The organism is Coprococcus sp. RTP31081st1_H1_RTP31081_211007 (assembly GCF_040227275.1).
Lineage (GTDB): Bacteria > Bacillota > Clostridia > Lachnospirales > Lachnospiraceae > Coprococcus > Coprococcus aceti.
This window is the reverse complement of record NZ_JBEHVP010000004.1, coordinates 168,085-187,702: the sequence shown is the minus strand read 5'-3', so window position 1 is coordinate 187,702 and position 19,618 is coordinate 168,085. Positions and strand designations below refer to the sequence as shown.

The window sequence follows — 19,618 nt, the reverse complement described above, 5'->3', positions numbered from 1 at the left end:
AGTATACTTCAAACTTATATCCTTTTTGTATCCTTTTGCATGTTTTTTATAAACAGATTGACCTTTAATGAAAGAGAGGAGCCTATGTCTATGAGGATAAGAAAATTATTGCCAGCATTTATAATGGCTGCAGCACCGACTTTGACGATCCCTGTCTCTGTCTATGCCGCAGAGGATGATAACCGAGACCCGCAAATACTGGAAAAAGGTCACCTCGACAATGCGTGTCAATGTGACAGCCATCACATTGAAGCGCGGCAAGAGCTATCTGCTGAAACCGGTTCTCACACCTTCAAACAGCACTGAGAAAAAGACATATACTTCCGGCAATATATCTGCCAGATGCAAAGTTACAGTAAAATAAAAAATAAAGTGGACGGGGGATTCAATCCTCCGTCCACTTATATATTTTATATTTAGTTGTTAGATACCGTTCCGTCGGACTGCTGTGCCTCCAACGACACAGTCTCTCCGGACATATACTTCACATAATCCAGATAGTCATTATTCCAATCCGCATACTTTTCTGAATGTCTCTTATCCTTAAAAGAATAATTCTCTGAAATATATTTTCCAAGATAGGCGCTTACCTTCTCTGCGCCCTTACAGTTGAGATGTCTTCCGCCATCCCTCGTGTCGGTGCTCCAGTCGATCACATAATCGCCCTTGAGCGTATTCATATCGACAAAATCAATATTCTTGGCTTTAGCATACTTAACCATGGCATTGTGTCTTGCATAATTCCATGACTTCGCCGTCGGAGTCTCTATGAACATGATCTTGATTCCATTCTTCTCACACTTGTCCATCAGCTTATCGAGCAGTATCTTTGATACCTCCGGTATGTCCTCAACAGCCTTGGTTTCCACCATCTTGCTCTGGCCTGAAAACGGCTTGACCTCCATGCTGAGATACTGTCCTCTTGAGGCTGATCTGTATGTGTAGTCCCTGGCACCGAACATGTCCGAAACACTCATGCTCTTCCACCTGTTGTGGTACTGTGCAAGAGGCAGATACTTATATGCCAGATTCTTCAGGTTGTTCTCAACCTTTTTCAATGTCGTCTTGCCTGTCCAGAGCATATTCACATCAAACACCACCAGCTTTGGCTTCTGACATGTGAGCACTTCATCCAGAAGGTTGGATGCCCCGGTCACATTCTGGAATCCCTCAGCCGCCACATATGTTGGAATTCCATATTTGTTCCATATATACATCGGAGAACATGCACTGTAGGCATTGCTGTCTCCAAGCACCAGTACGTCTATCGAATTCTTCGGTTCTCCATAGAAGCCCCTTGCATTCGAGTTGGTTATTCCGCTTCCCGGATCGCTCCGCTTCGGAGTAAACGCAGCTCCCAGCACTCCCATGATCATCACGGCCACCAGGGCAAATGCTATGGATTTTATTATATTACGTCCACTTTTCTTCATAGATAAATCACCTCTAAAACTGTGCATATATAAATCCAGCCACCTCATAGCCCTTGCCATATGCTCCGAGTATGATCACTCCAAACAGCAGCACATAGTAAACTGCCCATCTGAGGGCTATATTCTTCGTTGCAAGCTCTGCTCTTATCTGGTGTCCCTTCTCCTTGTAAAGTCCAACCAGGAACAGAATGAGCGCGCCCACTGCCAGCACTGCAAAATCTGCCATGTCAAGCTTCATTCCAAGCAAAGTTCCATTTGTCAGATCCGCAAATGTAAATCCCCTGAACATGGACACAAACATGTGTCCAAATGCTGTAAGATCATCAGCCCTGAACATGAGCATTCCCACATTCACAAAAATGAAGGTCCTGACAACCTGAAGCAGCCTGTATACCTTTCCCTGGCGGTCAACATTCATTTTCCCATACAGCTTCTTGAAAAGAGGCTCCATGAGAAGTCCGATTACCATGATAGCCCAATAATAAAGACCATACATGACGTACTTCCAGCTTGCGCCGTGCCAAATACCCGTTCCAAACCACACTATGAACATCGCTATAGACATAGGAACAAATGTCGCGAAGAAAGTATTCATATGTTCCCTGGTCTTCTTACTCAGCTTCACAAATGGCTTGGACAGTGAAACTGAATAGAACACATAGTCCTTGAACCATGCACCGAGAGTCATATGCCACCTTCTCCAGAACTCACTGACCGTCTTTGACATAAACGGCTGATTGAAGTTCTCTGAGAGTCCTATTCCAAACATCTGGGCACTTCCCCTTACTATATCCATACAGCCTGAGAATTCCGCATAGAGCTGTAATGTGTAGAGCAGCATTCCCACTACTACCGGAAGTCCTGTGTAGCTTGCGTAATTGTCAAATATCTGGTTCACATACATATTTGCGCGATCTGCAATAACTATCTTCTTGAAGAAGCCCCACAGTATAAGCTGGAGTCCCATGGTCATGTTCTCATAACTGAACCTGTGCCCCTCATACATCTGCTCTCCAACAAGATCGAACCTGGCTATAGGTCCCTCAACAATGTGCGGGAAAAATGCAAGGAAAAGTGCAACCTTGCCAAACTTGTCCGATGCCCTGTATTTGCCTCTGTACACGTCCACTATGTAACTCACCGCAGACAGTGTGTAGAACGAGATTCCAAGCGGCATCATCCTCTGATACATCGGATTCTCTACATTTATGTGTATGAGTCCAAGCACATCTGTAAATACCTGTCCAAGGAATACCGAATATTTCAGGAATACCAGAATTCCTACATTCACAAGCACCACGCATACGCACACGCACTTTTTCTGCCATCCGATAAGTGCCTTGTACTCTTTTTTGTTTTCCTTTGACAGAGCTTTCCTTGCCATGCTGCAGCCATCATCTATCTTGTTTATCAGCAGGCCGCCCACATATATGGTCAACGACCCGAACAGGATAAATATGATATATCTGCCTGAATTGATAAAATAAAACAGATAGCTGAATGCCAGCAGGACCTTCCATCTGTGCTTCAGCGGCACTATATTGTACACTATAAACGCTCCGAGCAATATAAATACCAGATACGATATCGACGTATATGACATAATTCTCACTCCTCCAGTATTTTTTGACGGCAGTCAGTCCCCGTCATCTTCCAATATCTATATCTGCTCTTACTCGTCTTCAAGTCTCTGGATCATATCGTATATGGTCTGGACTGTCTTGAAGTTCTCCGGTGTGATATCAACAGGAGAAATGTCTACGTCAAACTCATCGCTGAGCTGAAGCACCAGCGTTACCATCGTGATGGAATCCAGCACGCCATGTCCTATAAGATCTGTCTCGTTCTCATAATCAACTCCAGGTTTTACCTCATTCAAAATCTTTAATAATTCTTCCATAATCTCTTATCTCCTTATCAATAAAATTGTCACACATGCTGCGCATATTCCGCCTTCAGTCTCTTCCTGTCTATCTTGCCATTTGCATTGTGGGGCATGCTTGTCACCCTGACAAAACGGTTCGGCTCCATGTAATGTGGAACCCTCTCCTGGAACGCCTTAAGCAGCTCCGTCTCGTCCTTCTTCCTGCCCTCGTAGATGAACACGATCTTGTCCGCCGCATCATCGTATATGCAGGCATAGCTTCTGATTCCGTCTATAGCTCCTGCTGCAGCCTCGATCTCGCCGAGCTCTATGCGGTAACCCATGTGTTTTATCTGATAGTCCTTACGGCACACATATACCAGCTCGCCGTATCTGTTGTATTTCACCAGATCACCGGTCTTGTAGACCAGCTCTGGATAGTACGGATTCAGCGGATTCTGGACAAATGCCTCTCTCGTCTTCTCCGCATTTCCGAAGTAGCCCAGCGCCACAAATGAACCTCTGGCATAGAGCTCACCCTCACGGCTGAAGCCCGTCTCAGGATCGATCTCCGGTGACACCTCCCTGCCGTTCTCATCAAGAACAAACACATCACAGTTGTTGCACGCATGTCCCATCGGCAGCGGCTCGTCATCGGCAAATACTCTGTCCACCACGTAATACGTACATATGTCGGTCGTCTCTGTTGGGCCGAACAGATTTGCATACATGGCATCCGGAAGATTCTGTATCCAGTAATTCAGCGGCTTTGTCGGCATCACCTCTCCGGCAAACAGCACCTTCTTCAGCTCGGGAAGCTGGGCGTACTGGAACAGCTTGTAATTTGCAACGATCTGCAATGCCGATGGCACCCAGTATATCGTGTTGATCCTGTATGTATTCATGAATTCCATCAGCTTCATAGGGAAGGTGAAATACGCCTTCGGTATGATGTACAGCGTGGCACCATTTTTAAGAGTGCTGTAGAGATCTGACACCGACATGCTGAAGTAGAACGGTGTCTGGCTTCCGAATATCGTACTCTCGTCTATACCAAATGCCTCCGTGTACCAGTAGGTGTAGGATATTACATTCCTGTGTGATACCACAGCGCCCTTTGGAACTCCGGTCGAGCCCGATGTGAAAAGCGCATACACGGGATCCGTGTCTATCGCCCTGCTTCTGACCGCATCCAACACCGACTGATCTGCACTTGTGTCCAGCTCGTCAAGATTTAATATCCTGAATACCTCTTTGTTCTCGCCTTCCTGTCCCTGGCATCCATCTTCATCCACGCCATTTCTGTAAAGCTCCAGCGCCTTCTCCATATGCCCGATGTCAGTCACGACTGCAACCGGATTCAGCGTTCCGAGTATCGACTCGGCTCTAGACGCCGGCATCTCCGCATCCAGTACCACATAGAAATTGCCACTGTAGACAACTCCCATATAGGCAGCCACACTCCCAGGCTTTTTGTCCAGCAACACGGCAACAGGCTTATTCCTCACGCCATCTGTCTTCTCATATATCCATGCACCGATCTGTCTGGAAAGCCTCTCCATCTGACCATATGTGAGTCCGCCTTCCTCATCTGCAACTGCCAGCTTGTCTGGATATTTTAAAGCCGAATTCTCTATAAATTCCAATATATTTTTCAATATTTACCACCTCGTTTAACCACCTTTTTCTTTCTTCCAAAATCGAATAGATTATATGCCAAGCCTTTCTGCCAGTTCAACTTAATATACATTCAACAGACTTAATTATATGTAAGAGTTATTACAATATGGTTACACTTCCTCAATCCATCAGCGTAATCCGCACTGCAGCTTCTCACTACACCTGCTGATTATAGCCGCCATCCCTTTAAGTTTCAATGAGGCGAATCTTTAAGATATCTTTAAGTAAAACAAAAAACAGCGGCAGACATGTCCATCCACGGACATATCTGTCATACCTCTTCTCATCACTTAGTCTCCGCACAAAGTATCTGACTTCAACCACCGTAACCGCCAGTACGCATACGAGAACGATACCCAGCAGGATATCCAGAGGTATATTGTGGCTTCTCTGACGGAGCTTCCGTTCATTCTGTCACCGGAATATTCATTGTACTGATAGTCCTTTGCACCAAACAAACCCATCGACAGGTAGTTCATATCCTCGTTCACATTGACAAATATTCCCTCCGGAATATCCGCAGAATATGGTGTATATATGTATTTTCTGCTGGCACCGACATTCTTCACAGTCACAAAATTGCCCCTGTCAGCCTGTGCAGGATCGGCCTCTGTATATGTGGAATACTGGTCAACCGGCATCAATCCTTTATCAGACAGCCAGAACATCATTCAGGCATACTGTCTATCACGATCTCACCGCCCATGAGTCTCACGATCTGATCTGTGATGGCCATACCAAGACCTGTTCCTCCATAATTTTTAGCTATGCCTGCATTCTCCTGCTCAAATGGCCTGAAGATCGTTGTCTTGAATTAATCAGTAAAATCTACAAGCTCAACATCAAATCTGAGGTTCTTGGCCTCAACGCTCTCCTGGAACATATTTCTCAATTCGTCTGCGAGAACCCTTATGTCAAACGGCTTGTCCTCGAGCTCTATCTTGCCCGCTTCTATTCTGGACATGTCGAGGATGTCATTTACCAGTGAAACCAAACATTAATTCTCTCCCATACGCAGTTGCCTGCAAACCAAACATCGACAAAATTCACACAACCATTCTTTTCGTTATAACAACATATTATCCTAAAGTATATGGCAAAAAGTAATTCCATACGCACAAAAACCGCCAATATCGCTTATGATATGGCGGTTTTGTCGATATTCTTATTATTTTCACTCTTATTCCAGCTCCTCCAGAGCATCCAGATAACTCTCCATCCACTGCACCTGCTTTGCGCTTTTCGCATCTTCTTCATCCGGTTCGTCCGGATCATCCGGCCACTCATCGCCCTCGTCAAGCTCCTGCATGGTCAGCCAGTTGTCAGCCACCTCAAGCTGAAGCATCCTTCCATCGTCACACTCCAGACTCACCAGCACCATAAGCGGCTCCCCCGGAAGCCTCTCCTCACAGCCGAAGTCGGCCTCATCTATTCTCTTTATTGTCCACATATTATCACCTCATGTTCTGTAGATGTCATAAATCACTCTACCCGTATCTTCAAAAAGTCTATGAGTGCTTCCAGCGTCAATTCCTCCTTGCGCCATATCCATTCTGTCTCTATCGTATAGAACAGCCCGCCGCCTATGTCACATGCCGCCGCAAACTTCTGTCTCTGCTTTCTGGACTTCTTATACTTGAATATATAATAGTAATAAAGTCTTCCCTCTATCACTTCATGTTTCAGATATGCCCTTGTCCGCAGTTCCTCCGGGCAGGCTTCATCCTCCACCAGCTCATCCAGCACGTAATCCTCAGCCGTCTCATCATCGATAGCCTCCTGAAGTGAACAATAGACAAGTTCCGGCTTAAGCTCCTCATTAAACCCCGCAAATGCCGGATCACTGTCATCGCCATCTATCAGTCTATACCTCTGAGGCAGGTCAAAGCTTATCTTTCTGGCACCTGACTGCAATGAATATGTATTGGTTAATTGTGCATCTCCAGTCATCCCATAGATGTCCGCATATGGCATACCGTTTTTTCCATATACATTCCTATCATTTTCCATACCTGAACCTTCATCTAACTTTATAGATGTGTCCATTGAATCATATGTATATCCGCCACCAGCATTTATCGTGCCAGAATAATCAGCATCACCATATCCTACACCATCATACTCGTTCCCACCGTTAGCTGCTCTATCCGCCTCGCTGGCCTTCTTCGCCTGAAATCCGGATACCAGGAACGACACAAAAGCCAGCAATCCGATCAGAAACATCAATCCCTGTTCCGAAATATACGACCACAGCTCTGACAGATCCGATATATTTCCATGTGACTCATGATATATATTGTATATTCCTGCTCCCCAGAACAGCACCAGCAAGGCCCCGGCCACGACAAAGCAGGCGATCGCACTCTGTAAAACATACTTTAATCTTCTCATCTACCCTTCACCCCTGTCATTTCGCTTTTAATACACACATGCTTGCATCAACATACCGCAAGCATCTAACCCAAAGATACCGCATATTATACCCTCCAGTTCGCAGAATATCAATTACATTTGATATTCTGCGAACTGAATTTGACTTTCTGCGAATGTGTTTTGCGAATTAACTGCGGCTTATATGCAGAAAGACGGCACTCCCAGCAAAAGCTGAGAAATGCCGTCTCTCAGTATAATAATACACGCTGTAGTAATCCGATACCGTGAAATCCGCCTTAAGATTCTCTATCGCATCCAGACTCTCCATTATCGTATTTGTCTCCTTGATATCGGGGGCATCCGTCTGCAGGTCAGTGTAATCCTCGCCCTTTATCTGCGCCATCGTGCCCTTGAGTGCATCGTTGGAGCTCTTGGAATCGCTCTTCACCATGACCTTCATTACGTCCATGGACTTAACAGAAAACTTGAGCTCAGCGCCATACTTACCGGACTTGTTCATGCCTGCGATCATGGATTTTGATCCGTCTCTCACACCAAAAGAGAACCCCAAATCTGAAGTGTGTACTTCTAATCTGGGGTCCTTTTTCATATATACCGCATGAATCGATTCCCATCATCTTTCTAGGTGGAAGGTTTGTTATTGCAATAAGTGTCTTGCCGACTAACTCCTCTGGCTCATAGAATGCATGGATTCCTGAGAGGATGGTTCTGTCTGTGCCTGTGCCGTCATCCAGTGTGAACTGAAGGAGCTTCTTATGGAAGCTGTTTCATTTGAGGATTATATCAATCGACTAAAAGCACAGAATATTATAATTGAAACCGGAAACTCAAAGAAATACGGAACGGTTACAAAATACCGATTTTCGGTTGAACAACGTTTTCATCGTGGCTACTCTCTCGGTTCATTCTATACCGATGACAACATAAAAAAGAGAATTTCGAGACGACAGGACTATCTGAAAACACAAAAGAAAAAAGCGGAAGAACGAAAAGAAAAGCGAAAAGCTGCTTATGATGCCATGTCGCCCGGTGAAAAAAACTGGATAAAAGTCGATTGAAAATCTCGTCCATGTGTGACTTCTCTGGTGATGTATCACGGGATACCGTTGGCTTGCAGAAATGGTAAAATGTGCAGAACGCCAGACGCATGCAGGAGATACAAAAGAACCTGCACGACAGGTACGGCATCCGGTATACCGAGAATTCCAACATCCAAATCCTACAAAAACTACTGGAACAGGCTAAACAGAACATGCATAACCTTGAAGAACAACAGCGGCAAAATGAGCGTGACCTGAAGGAGTTGCAACACTACCAGAAGGAAATTGACACCTATCTAGGGAAAAAGCATGAGGATATTTAGTCCTCATGCTTATCAGTAAAGATTTTATAGGAAGATCATCCATATTCTCATTTCGTAAACTCTACGGAGTAATAATACATATAATCATTCTCTGTATTTAGATAATCTCCGGAAATATCCTGTATCGGTAACATACTTAATCCATTTTTACCATAAACCAAAGCCACTAACCCCTGCTCTGTTCCAAAATCTATCGGACATATATGGTTTATGCTTGTCGCCGATCTTCCATAATATTTCCGATCTTCAACATCATTTAAAATTGGATTTTCTGTTGTGTATTTCGTATAGTTATCTGCCACAATTAGACTTGCAGAAAATTTTTCAAAATTAGGAACAACCACTATCATTCCAGTTTCGGTAGATTCCGTACCATTAAAAGATATTTCTGCAATTTTCTCATGCGATACTCTTTTTCCGGATTGATATTCAGACAAGTAAACAAAAAGGCATTTATAGTTATCCTTTGTCTTATACCGAAACATCATTACCCCATCTGCTCCAGACATCAGTTCCGCAGTTTTCATTTCCGCACTATCCGGCGATACTTCTTCTATGAAATTTCGGGGTTGTCTCATCTTCTTACACGCTATAACAGCGATTACAGTGATAAATCCTGTCAGAATAATACAAAGTGCTACAATGATTCGTCGCAGAAATTTCTGTTTATTCTTTCCTTCCTTTGACACCTGCAATAGCGTTTCATCAGACTTTTCTCTTACACTATCTTCGCTGATATCTTCACCGGCTAAAAATTCATTGACGCTGATTTCCAATATTTCACACAGTTCCATATATACAGAAACGTCTGGAAGGCAAATTCCACGTTCCCATTTTGAAACAGACTTATCACTCTTCCCGAGCTTATCTGCAAGCTGTCTCTGTGTCAGCCTAGCTCTTTTTCTTTTTTCTGCGATATATCTTCCAATCTTAGCAATATCCATAGGTCATTCCTCCTTTCATCATGACAATCTTATCTTATCACAGCAAAAAAGTACACCTCTCAAAGGTAGAATTGCCACATTTACTGCCTATATCCAATCACAGCCACAACTTTTCCATTCTCTGCCTCTATGTTTGATAGTCACGATATTATATCTGTACGGCTTATATTTCTGTATTCGCTCGGTGTAACTTTGTATCGTTCCTTAAATACCCGATTGAATGTTCTCTGACTTTCAAATCCGCTATCATAGCATATATTTGTAATGGCATCACTGGTATTTTCCAAGCGATGGCAAGCATAATTTAGTCTTGCATCATTCAGATATTGATTGAAATTACGATGGAATGTTTTGGAGAATGTTCGTGATAAAACATACTTGCTCACTCCCAAATCTCTTGCCATATCATCTAACGAGAAATTCTTTCTAAAATTACCAGACACGTACGATACTGCCTGATAGACAAGATCTTTACTTCCCACATCTCCTTTCTCGACCAGTTTCAGCTTTCCAATGCATCTTGCAATCAAAATCTGCAGGTATGCCTGTATAACTGCTATATCCATGTGGTCTGTATCTAAGATGGCATTAATTGCCCGGTATACTTCCGGCTCCACCATTTCTGCCTTTATGATTGGGTAATCCGGTGCCATCGTCTGTATAATATCAGCATATTTCCCAATCGCAAATGGTGGAGAAATAATGTAAACCGCCTTATTCACTCCCGAAGAGAAAACCTGATAATGATGGATAATATCAGGAAATACAAAACCAATATCTCCCTTTTCCATGTGGTATAACTCTTGTCCAACTCCCAGCTCCAGTGTTCCATTTGTCACACATACGATCTCCAATGCATTATGTAAATGCGGAGCAACGTGCTTCGATTTTCTTTTTAAAGCTAATATTTCTTCTTTTGTATCAACAAATGATAAATGCATTGGTTACGCCCCCTTTGCAAGATTTGTCTACTTTTTTTTCGATTTGGCAGGCAATCACATTGTATTTATTCTATAATCAGCTTGTAAATAAGGAAAGGAGGTACGCATTATGAACAAGTTTAAGAATTATATGAACAACCTTTTAGTATTCTACGCTGATTACTTTGAACATGTATATCATGCATAAAATACTAAAAGGACTGCTTTGTGAAAACTGAATACCTAGCTTGCACAAAAAGCATTGCCTTTCTCGAATGTTCAATTAGACAATGCTTTTCATTACATATAAACCTTAATACTCTGTTGCGTCTGTTACTTCATCAGACTTAATTCCCTTTTCAGCTTTCAATTTTTCATTTACAGCTTCCACGTTCATTCTGGAAAGAACAATCATAATTAACACATCAAGGATCAATGGCAACCATAAATACATAAACTGCATCATATCAAGTGCTGACTGCGGCTGTGTTGCATTTGTTCCGACATAACCACTAAGCTCTAATAACCAGCCACATACTGCAGTTCCGATTCCTCCACCAATCTTCACACCCAGTGATGTACAAGAATACATAGTTCCGTCAATTCTCTTTCCCTGTGTCAGATAAGTATACTCTGAACAAGAAGCAATCACTGCGTTCATATCTCCCTGCCATGGGCCCTGTCCAAGTGCTGCAAGGGCTGTAAATGCCAGCATAAGAGGAATACTTCCCATATATCCTGCTACAACAACCAACGCTCTACCAATAACGGCAATGATATATCCTCTGAGATTCAGCTTGTACATACCATTCCACTTGCCAACGAGTGTCGGAGTAAAGATAAGAGCTATAATAAGCGGGATATTCACCGCCCAGGCGAACTGACCAAAAAGATTCTTGTCCTTCAATACCCATGTCATGTAGTAGATACCAGCACCGATCATGGCACTATAAAGCTGCTGTAAAATATATGTTCCACAGATCATCATATAATACTTGTTCTTTACAAGAAGCTTAAATGCCTGAACCAGTCCATACTTTTCTTCATCTCCTTTTACTTCTCCATCGTTAAGCTCCTCCTCCGGAAGCTCTTTTACGGAGAGCGCTGAGATTGTATTTACAATCAGACCGATAATTGCATAGATGATTGCTACCGTTCTCCATGCTGCTGCATCTCCACCGCAGTAATCAACAAATTTTACGGTTACAGACTGGATCAAAAGGCTTGTAGAAAATGCGAAGATGAAACGATAAGATCCCATCTGCACACGCTCTTTACTGTTCTTCGTAATCAAAGAAGTAAGTGCAGAATACGCAATATTATTTGCTGTATAGAACACACCATTTAACAATGTATATGCAATAAAGAACCATGCATATTTTGCTGTATTTCCCCAGCTTGTAGGAACCGCAAAACAACATACCAGTGTAATCGCACATCCAATGTAGCCGTAAAGCATCCACGGTTTCGCCTTACCCATCTTGCTGTGTGTCTTGTCAATCATCGAGCCAAAGAAAATGTCTGTAAATCCGTCAAACAGTTTGGAAACTGCGATCAACGTACCTACTATACCTGCTGCAAGTCCGACTGAATCCGTCAGATAAATCATCACAAAGGATGTTAAAAATGCATATACTACATTTCCTGCTATATCGCCGGATCCGTATCCGACTTTGTTATACCATTTTAAATACTTTTTTTCTTCCATAGAATCACTCCTCATCTTAATCATGTTTAGAATTTCATGTGTCAAACAGTCTGATGCCTATATTATTCTAAATGCTTTTACTTTTGTTCTCTTGTATCCCGAATATCCCCGTATGTCCGGACTTATACGTCGATATTCGGGAAACGAGTTATATCATTATCCTTTCACATACGGAACCAGTGTAAACCGGAACCGGAATAATCTATCATCAAATCTGTATGCTTCTAACACGTCTGGTCCGCAGCTGTTAGAGCCTATTCCATTCTGTGCATAATCAAGACAGAATACCGTACTGTCCGATTCTATCAATTCATAGTTATGTGCCTTTTCTTCCAGCTCCTCCTGTGTATAGAAGGACGCATTGAATGAAAATGTATCTTCCTCTGCAACGGCAGTGATACCGTACTGGCTGTTGCCAAGCTCCACATAATCGCAGTCGTAGTGACTTCCGTTTTCCTGTGGGCGGATATAGTCCTCATGCATATCGGAAACCTTCAGACGATACAATCCGTGGCTTGCTGCTCTATGCTTGTCCCGGTAGCTTTCCTGCGGTCCCATACCGAAGAACCCTGCATCTGTAAGCTTCTTATCTAAGAACATCCGCACACCAAATCTTGGTAGATCCGGGAACTCCTCATCCTTTTTCACTGCGATATCCGCTCCAATTCTTCCGGCTGCGTCAATCGTCCAAGTGATTGTCACATCCATAATTTTCTGCACGGTTGCTGCCACGACCGAAGCCTGACTTGTCACAGTTACTCCGTGCTTTCCCTGAATCACCTCTGACTTGTATGCTCTTGTATAGGCTTCGTTGTAGTGGGCTTTCTTCCACTCTGCCTTGATATACATATCGTTATCCGTCGGTGCTCTCCAGATGTTCAGTTCCATCGGATGATTCATATATTCTCTGCCTGCAAATGTCAGGCTGTCAAAAAGTGCTGTCCGCTTGTTGACCGTATAGGAGAAATCCCGTCCCTTTATGATGATCTCTGTATCATTTTCCTGTACCTGAATACCCGTATCAGGCACTTCCTTTGTAAGCCAGCCTACTGCCTGCTGATTCTTTGCACCCTTACTGCTTACATCTATCTCGTCAAAGCCTAAGACATACGCCTTGGAAAGAAGCGGAATGTCCTTCTTCAGCTTATAGAACAGCTTCAGATATACCTTTCCATTCTCCGGAATTGAAAGCTTTAAGGTCGTGCTTCCATCACAATGCGGTAATACGGATACTTCAGAAAGCTTCCCCTTTCCGATCACAAGTCCATCCTGTGACAGCTCGTAAGTAATCTCAACATAATCCTTCAAATCATCGAAATCCATATAGTTGTGAAGCACCAGCTCACCGCTTGCTGCATCATACGATACTACTCTTGCCGGTCGGTATACATTCTTGTACTCCAAAAGTCCGGTGTGTATCCTTCTGTCCGGATATACCAGACCATCCATACAGAAGTTGCTGTCATGGATTACTTCGCCATGATCGCCGCCATAGGCATAGATCGTCTTGCCGTTTTCGGCTACACCATGGGCGATTGCATGATCGCACCACTCCCACACGAAACCGCCGCACATCTTATCCTCTGCCTGTATCATCTGGAAATAATCTTCAAAATCTCCGGGACCATTTCCCATACTGTGGCAGTATTCCACCAGAAGGAATGGTTTGCTGCCATCCTTTTCCAAATATTCCTCTATCTCAGTAAGTGCCGGATACATACGGCTGTATAAGTCCAGATTCCCGTAATCATAGGTTACATCGTAATTGCGGTATCTGGCACTCTCATACTGCGTGATCCGCTCCGAATCGAACTTCTTTGTCCATGCCAGTGCCTTCTCAAAATTGCAGCCATAAGCGCTTTCATTTCCCATAGACCACATCACGATACAGAACCGGTTCTTGTCACGCTCCACCATCAGCTTCACACGGTCAACAATCGCAGCTTCCCATACCGGATCATCTGCTATTTTCTCATTCCAACGCTTAAAGCGGTTGTAATCCGTATCCTCTTTTCGATACAGCATAAATGGTCCGTGTGCTTCGATATCTGCCTCGTCAATCACCATAAATCCATAGCGGTCGCACATTTCATAGAAAAATGGTGCATTTGGATAATGGCTGGAACGAATGGCATTGAAGTTGTGCTGCTTCATCAGGGTAAGGTCTGTCTTGATCTGCTCCATGCTAATTGTAAATCCGGTGACCGGATCGGAGTCATGGCGGTTCACACCACGGAATTTAATCTTCTGTCCATTTAAGTAGATTACCTGATTCTTGATCTCGATCTTGCGGAGTGCTATATGGTCTACGATTACCTCCTGCTCCGTCTCCAGAATAATCGTATACAGATACGGATTCTCTGTATTCCAGAGTGTATAATCTACAATCTCAAAAGTCGCTTCTCCACTCTCGGAAATAACACCCTCGGAAACAACTGCTCCATTCTTATCCTCGAGCTTTACCCGAACCTCTGTCGGCTCGTAAAATGCTGCTGTAAGATTTATCCTTGCAATGTCTGAATCTAATTGTGTTGTAATGCGATAATCACGGATTCCCTTTTCCGGACGTTTTAAGAGATACACATCACGGAAGATTCCGCTCATACGGAACTTGTCCTGATCTTCAAGGTACGAACCGTCGCACCACTTCATCACAAGCACGGAAATCCGGTTCTCTCCTTCCCGCAATACGTCTGTCACATCAAACTCACTGGTCATGTGGCTCACTTGACTGTAGCCTACATAGGTGCCGTTTAACCATACATAAAAGCAGCTATCCACACCTTCAAAGTTAAGATATGCCTTTGGTGCTGCAGCATCCTTTGCATAGTCAAAGGTATGCACATAAGCTCCACATGGAATATCCTGTGGCACATATGGCGGATCAAACGGAAATGGGTAACGGATATTTGTGTATTGGTGTGTATCATAACCTGCCATCTGCCATACACTCGGAACTTTGATCTCATCAAAGCCCTCAACCGAATAACCATCCTCATAAAAGGCATCCTTCATATCATAGATGCTGTCAAAATACTGAAACTTCCATGTACCATTCAATAGCTGCATTCTGTCTGACAGCTCTCTGTGCTCTACCAGGTCATCCATCCGCTTGGAAGCCGGCATGTAATAAGCTCTCGCCGGCATCGTATTGTCATGTAATACACTTAAGTCCTCATAGTAACGTGGCACGATCATAAATAATCCTCCTTCATTCATACAGTTTATACACTTTTTTGTTGCTTGTAACCCTGCAAACAGTTTTCTTCTTACTGTCTGCTTTTTTTCCTTCTCGCTTTTGTTAGATTTATATTACCTTAATCCATTTCTTATGTCTATAAACTAGAATGGACAAAATATGCACAAAATGATACAATAATCCCATCAAGCAGAAAAGTGGACGAACTGCTTGCAACATCGGACACTTTTCTATTTGATAGGTAAACAGTCATAAGCACGCAGGACGATAGTCCGGAGTGCGCATGGCTGGCACGATTTCGAGAGTTCGAAGAACGAAGAAATCGTGATTATTGTATCGAGTGAAAGGAGTGCTGCCCTATGTACATGAACACCGGTTATTTGAAACATTCACATATGGATTTTAAGGATAAAAGCCGACCACTGATTGTCGGTAGCTGCGGAATCTATCGTTTGTCTGAGCACCCAAAGATGCCAACCTATCGCCCAAGAGGACGTGTTGATTTTCAGATTATATATATTGCAGCCGGATGCGGACATTTTCATTTTGATACTGTTGATAACGAAACAATTGTTCCCGCTGGTAACATTGTCATATTCCGTCCAAAAGAGCTTCAGAAATATGAATACTATGGGGAAGATAAGACAGAAGTCTACTGGATTCATTTTACTGGAAGTGATGTAAAAAATATCCTAAGAAAATATGGTTTCCCAGATAACGAGAGAATATTCCCGGTTGGTACATCCATGGAATATGAGCGTATATTTAAGAGAAACTTGATATAGAAAATCCGATTATCCGCATAAATACAGCATTTAAGGGCTGTTCATCACTTGAAAAAATAAGTGTTTTACCACGAATTTACCATAATTGAATATGAGTCTTGATATGACGAAATATAAAGGGAGATTGCACGTATAATAAAACCGCGTATCTCCCTTTAACAAACTATCTAAAGTTTTCTACATTTATAACTCTGGAAAAACAATCGCACAAATTCATGTTGTGAGTGACCATGATTATAGTAATGCCCTTTTCATTTAATTCTTTCAAAAGTTTCATCACTATCAATTCGTTCTTTTTATCAAGTCCAGAAGTTGGTTCATCAGCTAATATAATCTGACTTCCTTGCAAAATCAATTTAATAATTGCAATTCGCTGTTGCTCTCCACCGCTTAACTGATATACTTTTTTGTTAAGCATGTCACTTAGCTCAAATTGCTTTAAATACTTATTGATTAGTTTCAGTTTTTCTTCTTTTTTTACTTTTTTATATTCAAGAGCTAATTTTAAATTCCACAACACGCTTTCATCTTCTATTAGTCCATAATTTTGAAATAGATAGCCTATTGTATATCTTCTCAAAATCATAGCATTTTTACCGTTCATGGACAAATTTTTATGACTATCAATAGTGATTGTTCCCTCGGATATATCAGTAATCAATCCTATTATATTTAAAAGTGTCGTTTTACCTGCCCCGCTTTTCCCTACAAGCCCCACAAATTCGCCTTTTTCTATTTCTAAAGATAAATTTTCAAATAGAACCTGATTTTTCCCATATTCTTTTTTGACGTTCTTTAATGTAATCAATGACATACTTATGCCCCCTTTTCAATCTCATATAAAGCGTTTGAGATATAAATTCTATAAAGCAATTCGCAGAATATGTAGTCAATAAGTATAATCGCAAAAAGGCAAGCAAAATAATAATTTATAGCAGTTAATACGCCTGATATAATTATTTCGATTCCCCAAAAAATATACCGATTTTTCAGTGTCCTAAAATGAGAGAATCCTAAAATCTCTTTTGCCGCATATCTCTTTCGATTTACAAAAATGTCCACATAATTTGAAATATACAAAATAAACAGTAAAGACACTATAAAGACAATCGTAAACATAGTGAGTGTTTTAAGAACGAATGTCACATTTTCAAGTTGCATTAAATAAGGTGTAAGTAATGTTCCAGCTGTAACTAATTGCTCTAAATCATATTCTGATAACAAAGAAGAAAAATCTTCTCTTGACTCCATTTGAAAAAATAAACACCTTGTATTTAAAGAATCCAAATAGTAAAGTCCTGCAAAATTGCCCGTATCAACAATGATAACAGGATTAGCCATATCCGAAAAACCATTTTCTGTATTGACTTTTATCGTAGAATCATCGTCTATATAAACAACATTAAATTTATCAATAGTTTTTTCTTCTCCCGGTATTCCATAAAATTGATTGTAATTCATCAATCGGAAATATTCTTGCTTAATATATTCGCTAATAGAATTTTCATCATTCTTATATTTATGTGGAACTAATACTGTTGGTTCACTAAATATATCTTCTCCCAATGGTTTTCCACTGAGCTGGATATTTGAAAATTCATTCAGATAATTTCTATTTGCAATAACAAGCTGTTGTTCATAATAGGGGCGTGATGTCTGCAAACCACCGTCTGTCCTAAAATCACATAGTAGTGAATGGTTATGATTATACATCTCTAATGTTTGTTCAGAATATTTTTCTAATATGTCTGTGTTTGCTAACGCATAATCATACTCCGATGAATTAAAACCATTAGCGGTATAATATCCGTCCAGATACTTATAATCTAAAACAGCTTGTTGGCTTTGTCTAAATGAGTTCCCCTGATTCAGCAATGAAATAATAGTGATAGCGATTATTACCGAAAAAATTATTTTTATAGCCTGAACTACAATATTTGTGCCGCTATTTAAAGTCTTATTTTTTATCATTGCCTCTAAAGAAACAAACTTAATTAAAATACTTGTAATTAAAACACAAAGTATATTTATAGCTAAAACACCAATAAAGAACAGTACACTTGTTGCTAAATAAGAAAAATCATATCTGTTTGTTAATGCGTAATATAAATTTAGCAAGAACAGTAATACTAAACATATTACAGCAAAATATTTTATTACACTGGTAATTTGCTCCTTTAAAATATGTATAGTAGAAAAGCCCATGCTTTTTTTAATACCTATTTTTTTCAAACTATAAGACGTATAAATACAGTATATGATTTGAAGTACAATAAATAAGATTACAAAATTCAGAAGATTCAATTCTAATACCATACTATACGGAATAGCGTCATTTTCAAAGTTATTTATTGCGACGGACAGTTGAGAAGCTATCTCTTTAATTGCGTTAGCTGGTAAATCTGTATAGAATACACCAACACTATCTAAAAAATCTTCCTTTTGCAATTCATGATATTGAAACAAAATAGAGGAAGATATAGGCTGTTTTTGTGTAAACTCATTTAATGGATAGCAATATAAATCATAAACAGATTTATCTGTGGAAGTGAGCGTATTGTTAATGAGTTCTAATTTATTTTGAGAATATTCTTCTGTAAATATTGTATAAAATTTGTCGAGAATTTCTGGCGATGTTTCTTCTAAAACATACCCTTTTAAATTCTCAGTAGCAATGTTATTCTTTTCATAAATGTTGTAAATAGAAGTATTAAAAATATATGCAAAGAGTATGACTTCAAGGAAAATAAAAATCTTTAAAAATTTTTTCATAACATACGCCCCTTTCTTTGAAGAAATGTATAAAATAGGGCGGGACAAATAGCCCTGCCCTAGGTGTTTGAACTATTTTACTTAATATGGATAATAATCATAATAAGATGTTTCGTTCGCCCACCAAACTCTCTTTGCATCTTTGTAAGCGTAGTTTGACTTGAATCCACTGGTATATGTATCTCCGCCGACCTTTACAGTTGCCTTTACCATGTAGTTGCGACTAATACCTGCTTTACGCCCAATTTCGGAATATTTATGTCACGTACTGTTTTTACTAACCTCAACATAACATATATTTCATTAAATGTCAAGTTATTTTTGTTTCTATTTTATATATGACCTCTTTGTTGCTATCATATTTTGTGCATAATGCACAAAATCAAAGTGCCAATATTAGTGCTTTCCACGATTGTACTTTTACAATGAAAAGACGAAGTACCTGTGATAAATTCATTGCTCTAAAATTATTAGAGAAACTATACAATATAGCTATCCTTTTTTCTCTTGTCTGCCATAAACAGAAAAGAAAAAGCCCTGTCAAGAGCCTGCCACT

At 41.1% G+C, this 19,618-nt stretch carries 19 protein-coding genes and 2 pseudogenes; 4 read left to right on the top strand and 17 right to left on the bottom strand.

Annotation, left to right across the window (positions count from 1 at the left end):
- The first annotated feature begins 175 nt into the window (after nt 1-175).
- Nucleotides 176-364: a hypothetical protein gene (locus tag ABUA31_RS08745; protein ID WP_349818774.1), complete on the top strand. Its 189-nt coding sequence runs from the start codon at nt 176-178 to the stop codon at nt 362-364.
- A gap of 52 nt (nt 365-416) precedes the next feature.
- Here ABUA31_RS08745 and ABUA31_RS08740 read toward each other — a convergent pair whose 3' ends face one another.
- The 11 genes and pseudogenes from ABUA31_RS08740 to ABUA31_RS14390 all read right to left on the bottom strand — a co-directional run.
- Entirely contained in the window at nt 417-1,433 is a 1,017-nt protein-coding gene (locus tag ABUA31_RS08740; RefSeq protein WP_117874530.1) for an SGNH/GDSL hydrolase family protein, read from the bottom strand.
- Nucleotides 1,434-1,446: 13 nt separating this feature from the next.
- A complete protein-coding gene (locus ABUA31_RS08735) occupies nt 1,447-3,036 on the bottom strand; it encodes an MBOAT family O-acyltransferase (protein WP_349818775.1) in 1,590 nt (529 codons plus the stop codon).
- 69 nt (nt 3,037-3,105) lie between these two features.
- The gene (locus ABUA31_RS08730) at nt 3,106-3,333 is read right to left on the bottom strand and encodes an acyl carrier protein (RefSeq protein ID WP_015533721.1); all 228 of its coding nucleotides are present in this window, start codon (nt 3,331-3,333) and stop codon (nt 3,106-3,108) included.
- Between the two features lie 29 nt (nt 3,334-3,362).
- Complete coding sequence (locus ABUA31_RS08725) at nt 3,363-4,955, bottom strand: AMP-binding protein (RefSeq protein ID WP_161172062.1); 1,593 nt, start codon at nt 4,953-4,955, stop codon at nt 3,363-3,365.
- Nucleotides 4,956-5,267: 312 nt separating this feature from the next.
- The gene (locus ABUA31_RS08720; RefSeq protein WP_349093438.1) at nt 5,268-5,648 is read right to left on the bottom strand and encodes a hypothetical protein; all 381 of its coding nucleotides are present in this window, start codon (nt 5,646-5,648) and stop codon (nt 5,268-5,270) included.
- Nucleotides 5,645-5,779, bottom strand: a complete 135-nt coding sequence (locus ABUA31_RS08715) for an ATP-binding protein (RefSeq protein WP_208896345.1) — start codon at nt 5,777-5,779, stop codon at nt 5,645-5,647. Before ABUA31_RS08715 ends, ABUA31_RS08720 begins: the two co-directional genes overlap by 4 nt.
- Before the next feature lie 12 nt (nt 5,780-5,791).
- Nucleotides 5,792-5,971, bottom strand: a complete 180-nt coding sequence (locus tag ABUA31_RS08710; RefSeq protein WP_208895985.1) for a sensor histidine kinase — start codon at nt 5,969-5,971, stop codon at nt 5,792-5,794.
- A 186-nt stretch (nt 5,972-6,157) separates the two neighbouring features.
- Nucleotides 6,158-6,427: a hypothetical protein gene (locus ABUA31_RS08705; protein ID WP_015533718.1), complete on the bottom strand. Its 270-nt coding sequence runs from the start codon at nt 6,425-6,427 to the stop codon at nt 6,158-6,160.
- A gap of 32 nt (nt 6,428-6,459) precedes the next feature.
- The gene (locus tag ABUA31_RS08700) at nt 6,460-7,368 is read right to left on the bottom strand and encodes a hypothetical protein (protein ID WP_055273138.1); all 909 of its coding nucleotides are present in this window, start codon (nt 7,366-7,368) and stop codon (nt 6,460-6,462) included.
- Between the two features lie 169 nt (nt 7,369-7,537).
- On the bottom strand, nt 7,538-7,903 hold the full coding sequence (locus ABUA31_RS08695) for a hypothetical protein (protein ID WP_156329444.1): 366 nt from the start codon (nt 7,901-7,903) through the stop codon (nt 7,538-7,540).
- A 58-nt stretch (nt 7,904-7,961) separates the two neighbouring features.
- A pseudogene (locus ABUA31_RS14390) lies at nt 7,962-8,126 on the bottom strand (hypothetical protein); the annotation flags it as partial.
- On the opposite strand from ABUA31_RS14390, the gene ABUA31_RS08685 reads away from it, so the two are divergent.
- Nucleotides 8,127-8,429: a hypothetical protein gene (locus ABUA31_RS08685; protein WP_055223081.1), complete on the top strand. Its 303-nt coding sequence runs from the start codon at nt 8,127-8,129 to the stop codon at nt 8,427-8,429.
- Between the two features lie 89 nt (nt 8,430-8,518).
- Nucleotides 8,519-8,734, top strand: coding sequence for a hypothetical protein (locus ABUA31_RS08680; RefSeq protein WP_055273142.1), 216 nt, complete (start codon nt 8,519-8,521; stop codon nt 8,732-8,734).
- Nucleotides 8,735-8,781: 47 nt separating this feature from the next.
- On the opposite strand, the gene ABUA31_RS08675 is transcribed toward ABUA31_RS08680, so the two are convergent.
- The 4 genes from ABUA31_RS08675 to ABUA31_RS08660 form a co-directional block, all read right to left on the bottom strand.
- Entirely contained in the window at nt 8,782-9,678 is an 897-nt protein-coding gene (locus ABUA31_RS08675; RefSeq protein ID WP_349818777.1) for a helix-turn-helix domain-containing protein, read from the bottom strand.
- 140 nt (nt 9,679-9,818) lie between these two features.
- Entirely contained in the window at nt 9,819-10,619 is an 801-nt protein-coding gene (locus ABUA31_RS08670) for an AraC family transcriptional regulator (protein ID WP_015533713.1), read from the bottom strand.
- A gap of 292 nt (nt 10,620-10,911) precedes the next feature.
- Nucleotides 10,912-12,306, bottom strand: coding sequence for an MFS transporter (locus tag ABUA31_RS08665; protein ID WP_015533711.1), 1,395 nt, complete (start codon nt 12,304-12,306; stop codon nt 10,912-10,914).
- Nucleotides 12,307-12,462: 156 nt separating this feature from the next.
- On the bottom strand, nt 12,463-15,504 hold the full coding sequence (locus tag ABUA31_RS08660; protein ID WP_349818778.1) for a glycoside hydrolase family 2 TIM barrel-domain containing protein: 3,042 nt from the start codon (nt 15,502-15,504) through the stop codon (nt 12,463-12,465).
- A 360-nt stretch (nt 15,505-15,864) separates the two neighbouring features.
- Between ABUA31_RS08660 and ABUA31_RS08655 the strand changes: the two are divergent.
- Nucleotides 15,865-16,287: pseudogene (locus tag ABUA31_RS08655) on the top strand (AraC family ligand binding domain-containing protein); the annotation flags it as partial.
- Nucleotides 16,288-16,453: 166 nt separating this feature from the next.
- On the opposite strand, the gene ABUA31_RS08650 reads toward ABUA31_RS08655, so the two are convergent.
- Together ABUA31_RS08650 and ABUA31_RS08645 are read right to left on the bottom strand one after the other, a co-directional pair.
- On the bottom strand, nt 16,454-17,104 hold the full coding sequence (locus ABUA31_RS08650) for an ATP-binding cassette domain-containing protein (RefSeq protein ID WP_349818779.1): 651 nt from the start codon (nt 17,102-17,104) through the stop codon (nt 16,454-16,456).
- A 2-nt stretch (nt 17,105-17,106) separates the two neighbouring features.
- On the bottom strand, nt 17,107-19,062 hold the full coding sequence (locus ABUA31_RS08645; RefSeq protein WP_101629281.1) for a bacteriocin-associated integral membrane family protein: 1,956 nt from the start codon (nt 19,060-19,062) through the stop codon (nt 17,107-17,109).
- Between the last annotated feature and the right edge of the window lie 556 nt (nt 19,063-19,618).

Excerpts from the sequence above, each read along its gene's own strand:
- ABUA31_RS08745 (WP_349818774.1), top strand. The coding sequence starts at position 176 with ATGATAACCGAGACCCGCAAATACTGGAAAAAGGTCACCTCGACAATG.
- ABUA31_RS08740 (WP_117874530.1), bottom strand. The coding sequence starts at position 1,433 with ATGAAGAAAAGTGGACGTAATATAATAAAATCCATAGCATTTGCCCTG.
- ABUA31_RS08735 (WP_349818775.1), bottom strand. The coding sequence starts at position 3,036 with ATGTCATATACGTCGATATCGTATCTGGTATTTATATTGCTCGGAGCG.
- ABUA31_RS08730 (WP_015533721.1), bottom strand. The coding sequence starts at position 3,333 with ATGGAAGAATTATTAAAGATTTTGAATGAGGTAAAACCTGGAGTTGAT.
- ABUA31_RS08720 (WP_349093438.1), bottom strand. The coding sequence starts at position 5,648 with ATGATGTTCTGGCTGTCTGATAAAGGATTGATGCCGGTTGACCAGTAT.
- ABUA31_RS08705 (WP_015533718.1), bottom strand. The coding sequence starts at position 6,427 with ATGTGGACAATAAAGAGAATAGATGAGGCCGACTTCGGCTGTGAGGAG.
- ABUA31_RS08700 (WP_055273138.1), bottom strand. The coding sequence starts at position 7,368 with ATGAGAAGATTAAAGTATGTTTTACAGAGTGCGATCGCCTGCTTTGTC.
- ABUA31_RS08685 (WP_055223081.1), top strand. The coding sequence starts at position 8,127 with ATGGAAGCTGTTTCATTTGAGGATTATATCAATCGACTAAAAGCACAG.
- ABUA31_RS08680 (WP_055273142.1), top strand. The coding sequence starts at position 8,519 with ATGCAGGAGATACAAAAGAACCTGCACGACAGGTACGGCATCCGGTAT.
- ABUA31_RS08675 (WP_349818777.1), bottom strand. The coding sequence starts at position 9,678 with ATGGATATTGCTAAGATTGGAAGATATATCGCAGAAAAAAGAAAAAGA.
- ABUA31_RS08670 (WP_015533713.1), bottom strand. The coding sequence starts at position 10,619 with ATGCATTTATCATTTGTTGATACAAAAGAAGAAATATTAGCTTTAAAA.
- ABUA31_RS08665 (WP_015533711.1), bottom strand. The coding sequence starts at position 12,306 with ATGGAAGAAAAAAAGTATTTAAAATGGTATAACAAAGTCGGATACGGA.
- ABUA31_RS08660 (WP_349818778.1), bottom strand. The coding sequence starts at position 15,504 with ATGATCGTGCCACGTTACTATGAGGACTTAAGTGTATTACATGACAAT.
- ABUA31_RS08650 (WP_349818779.1), bottom strand. The coding sequence starts at position 17,104 with ATGTCATTGATTACATTAAAGAACGTCAAAAAAGAATATGGGAAAAAT.
- ABUA31_RS08645 (WP_101629281.1), bottom strand. The coding sequence starts at position 19,062 with ATGAAAAAATTTTTAAAGATTTTTATTTTCCTTGAAGTCATACTCTTT.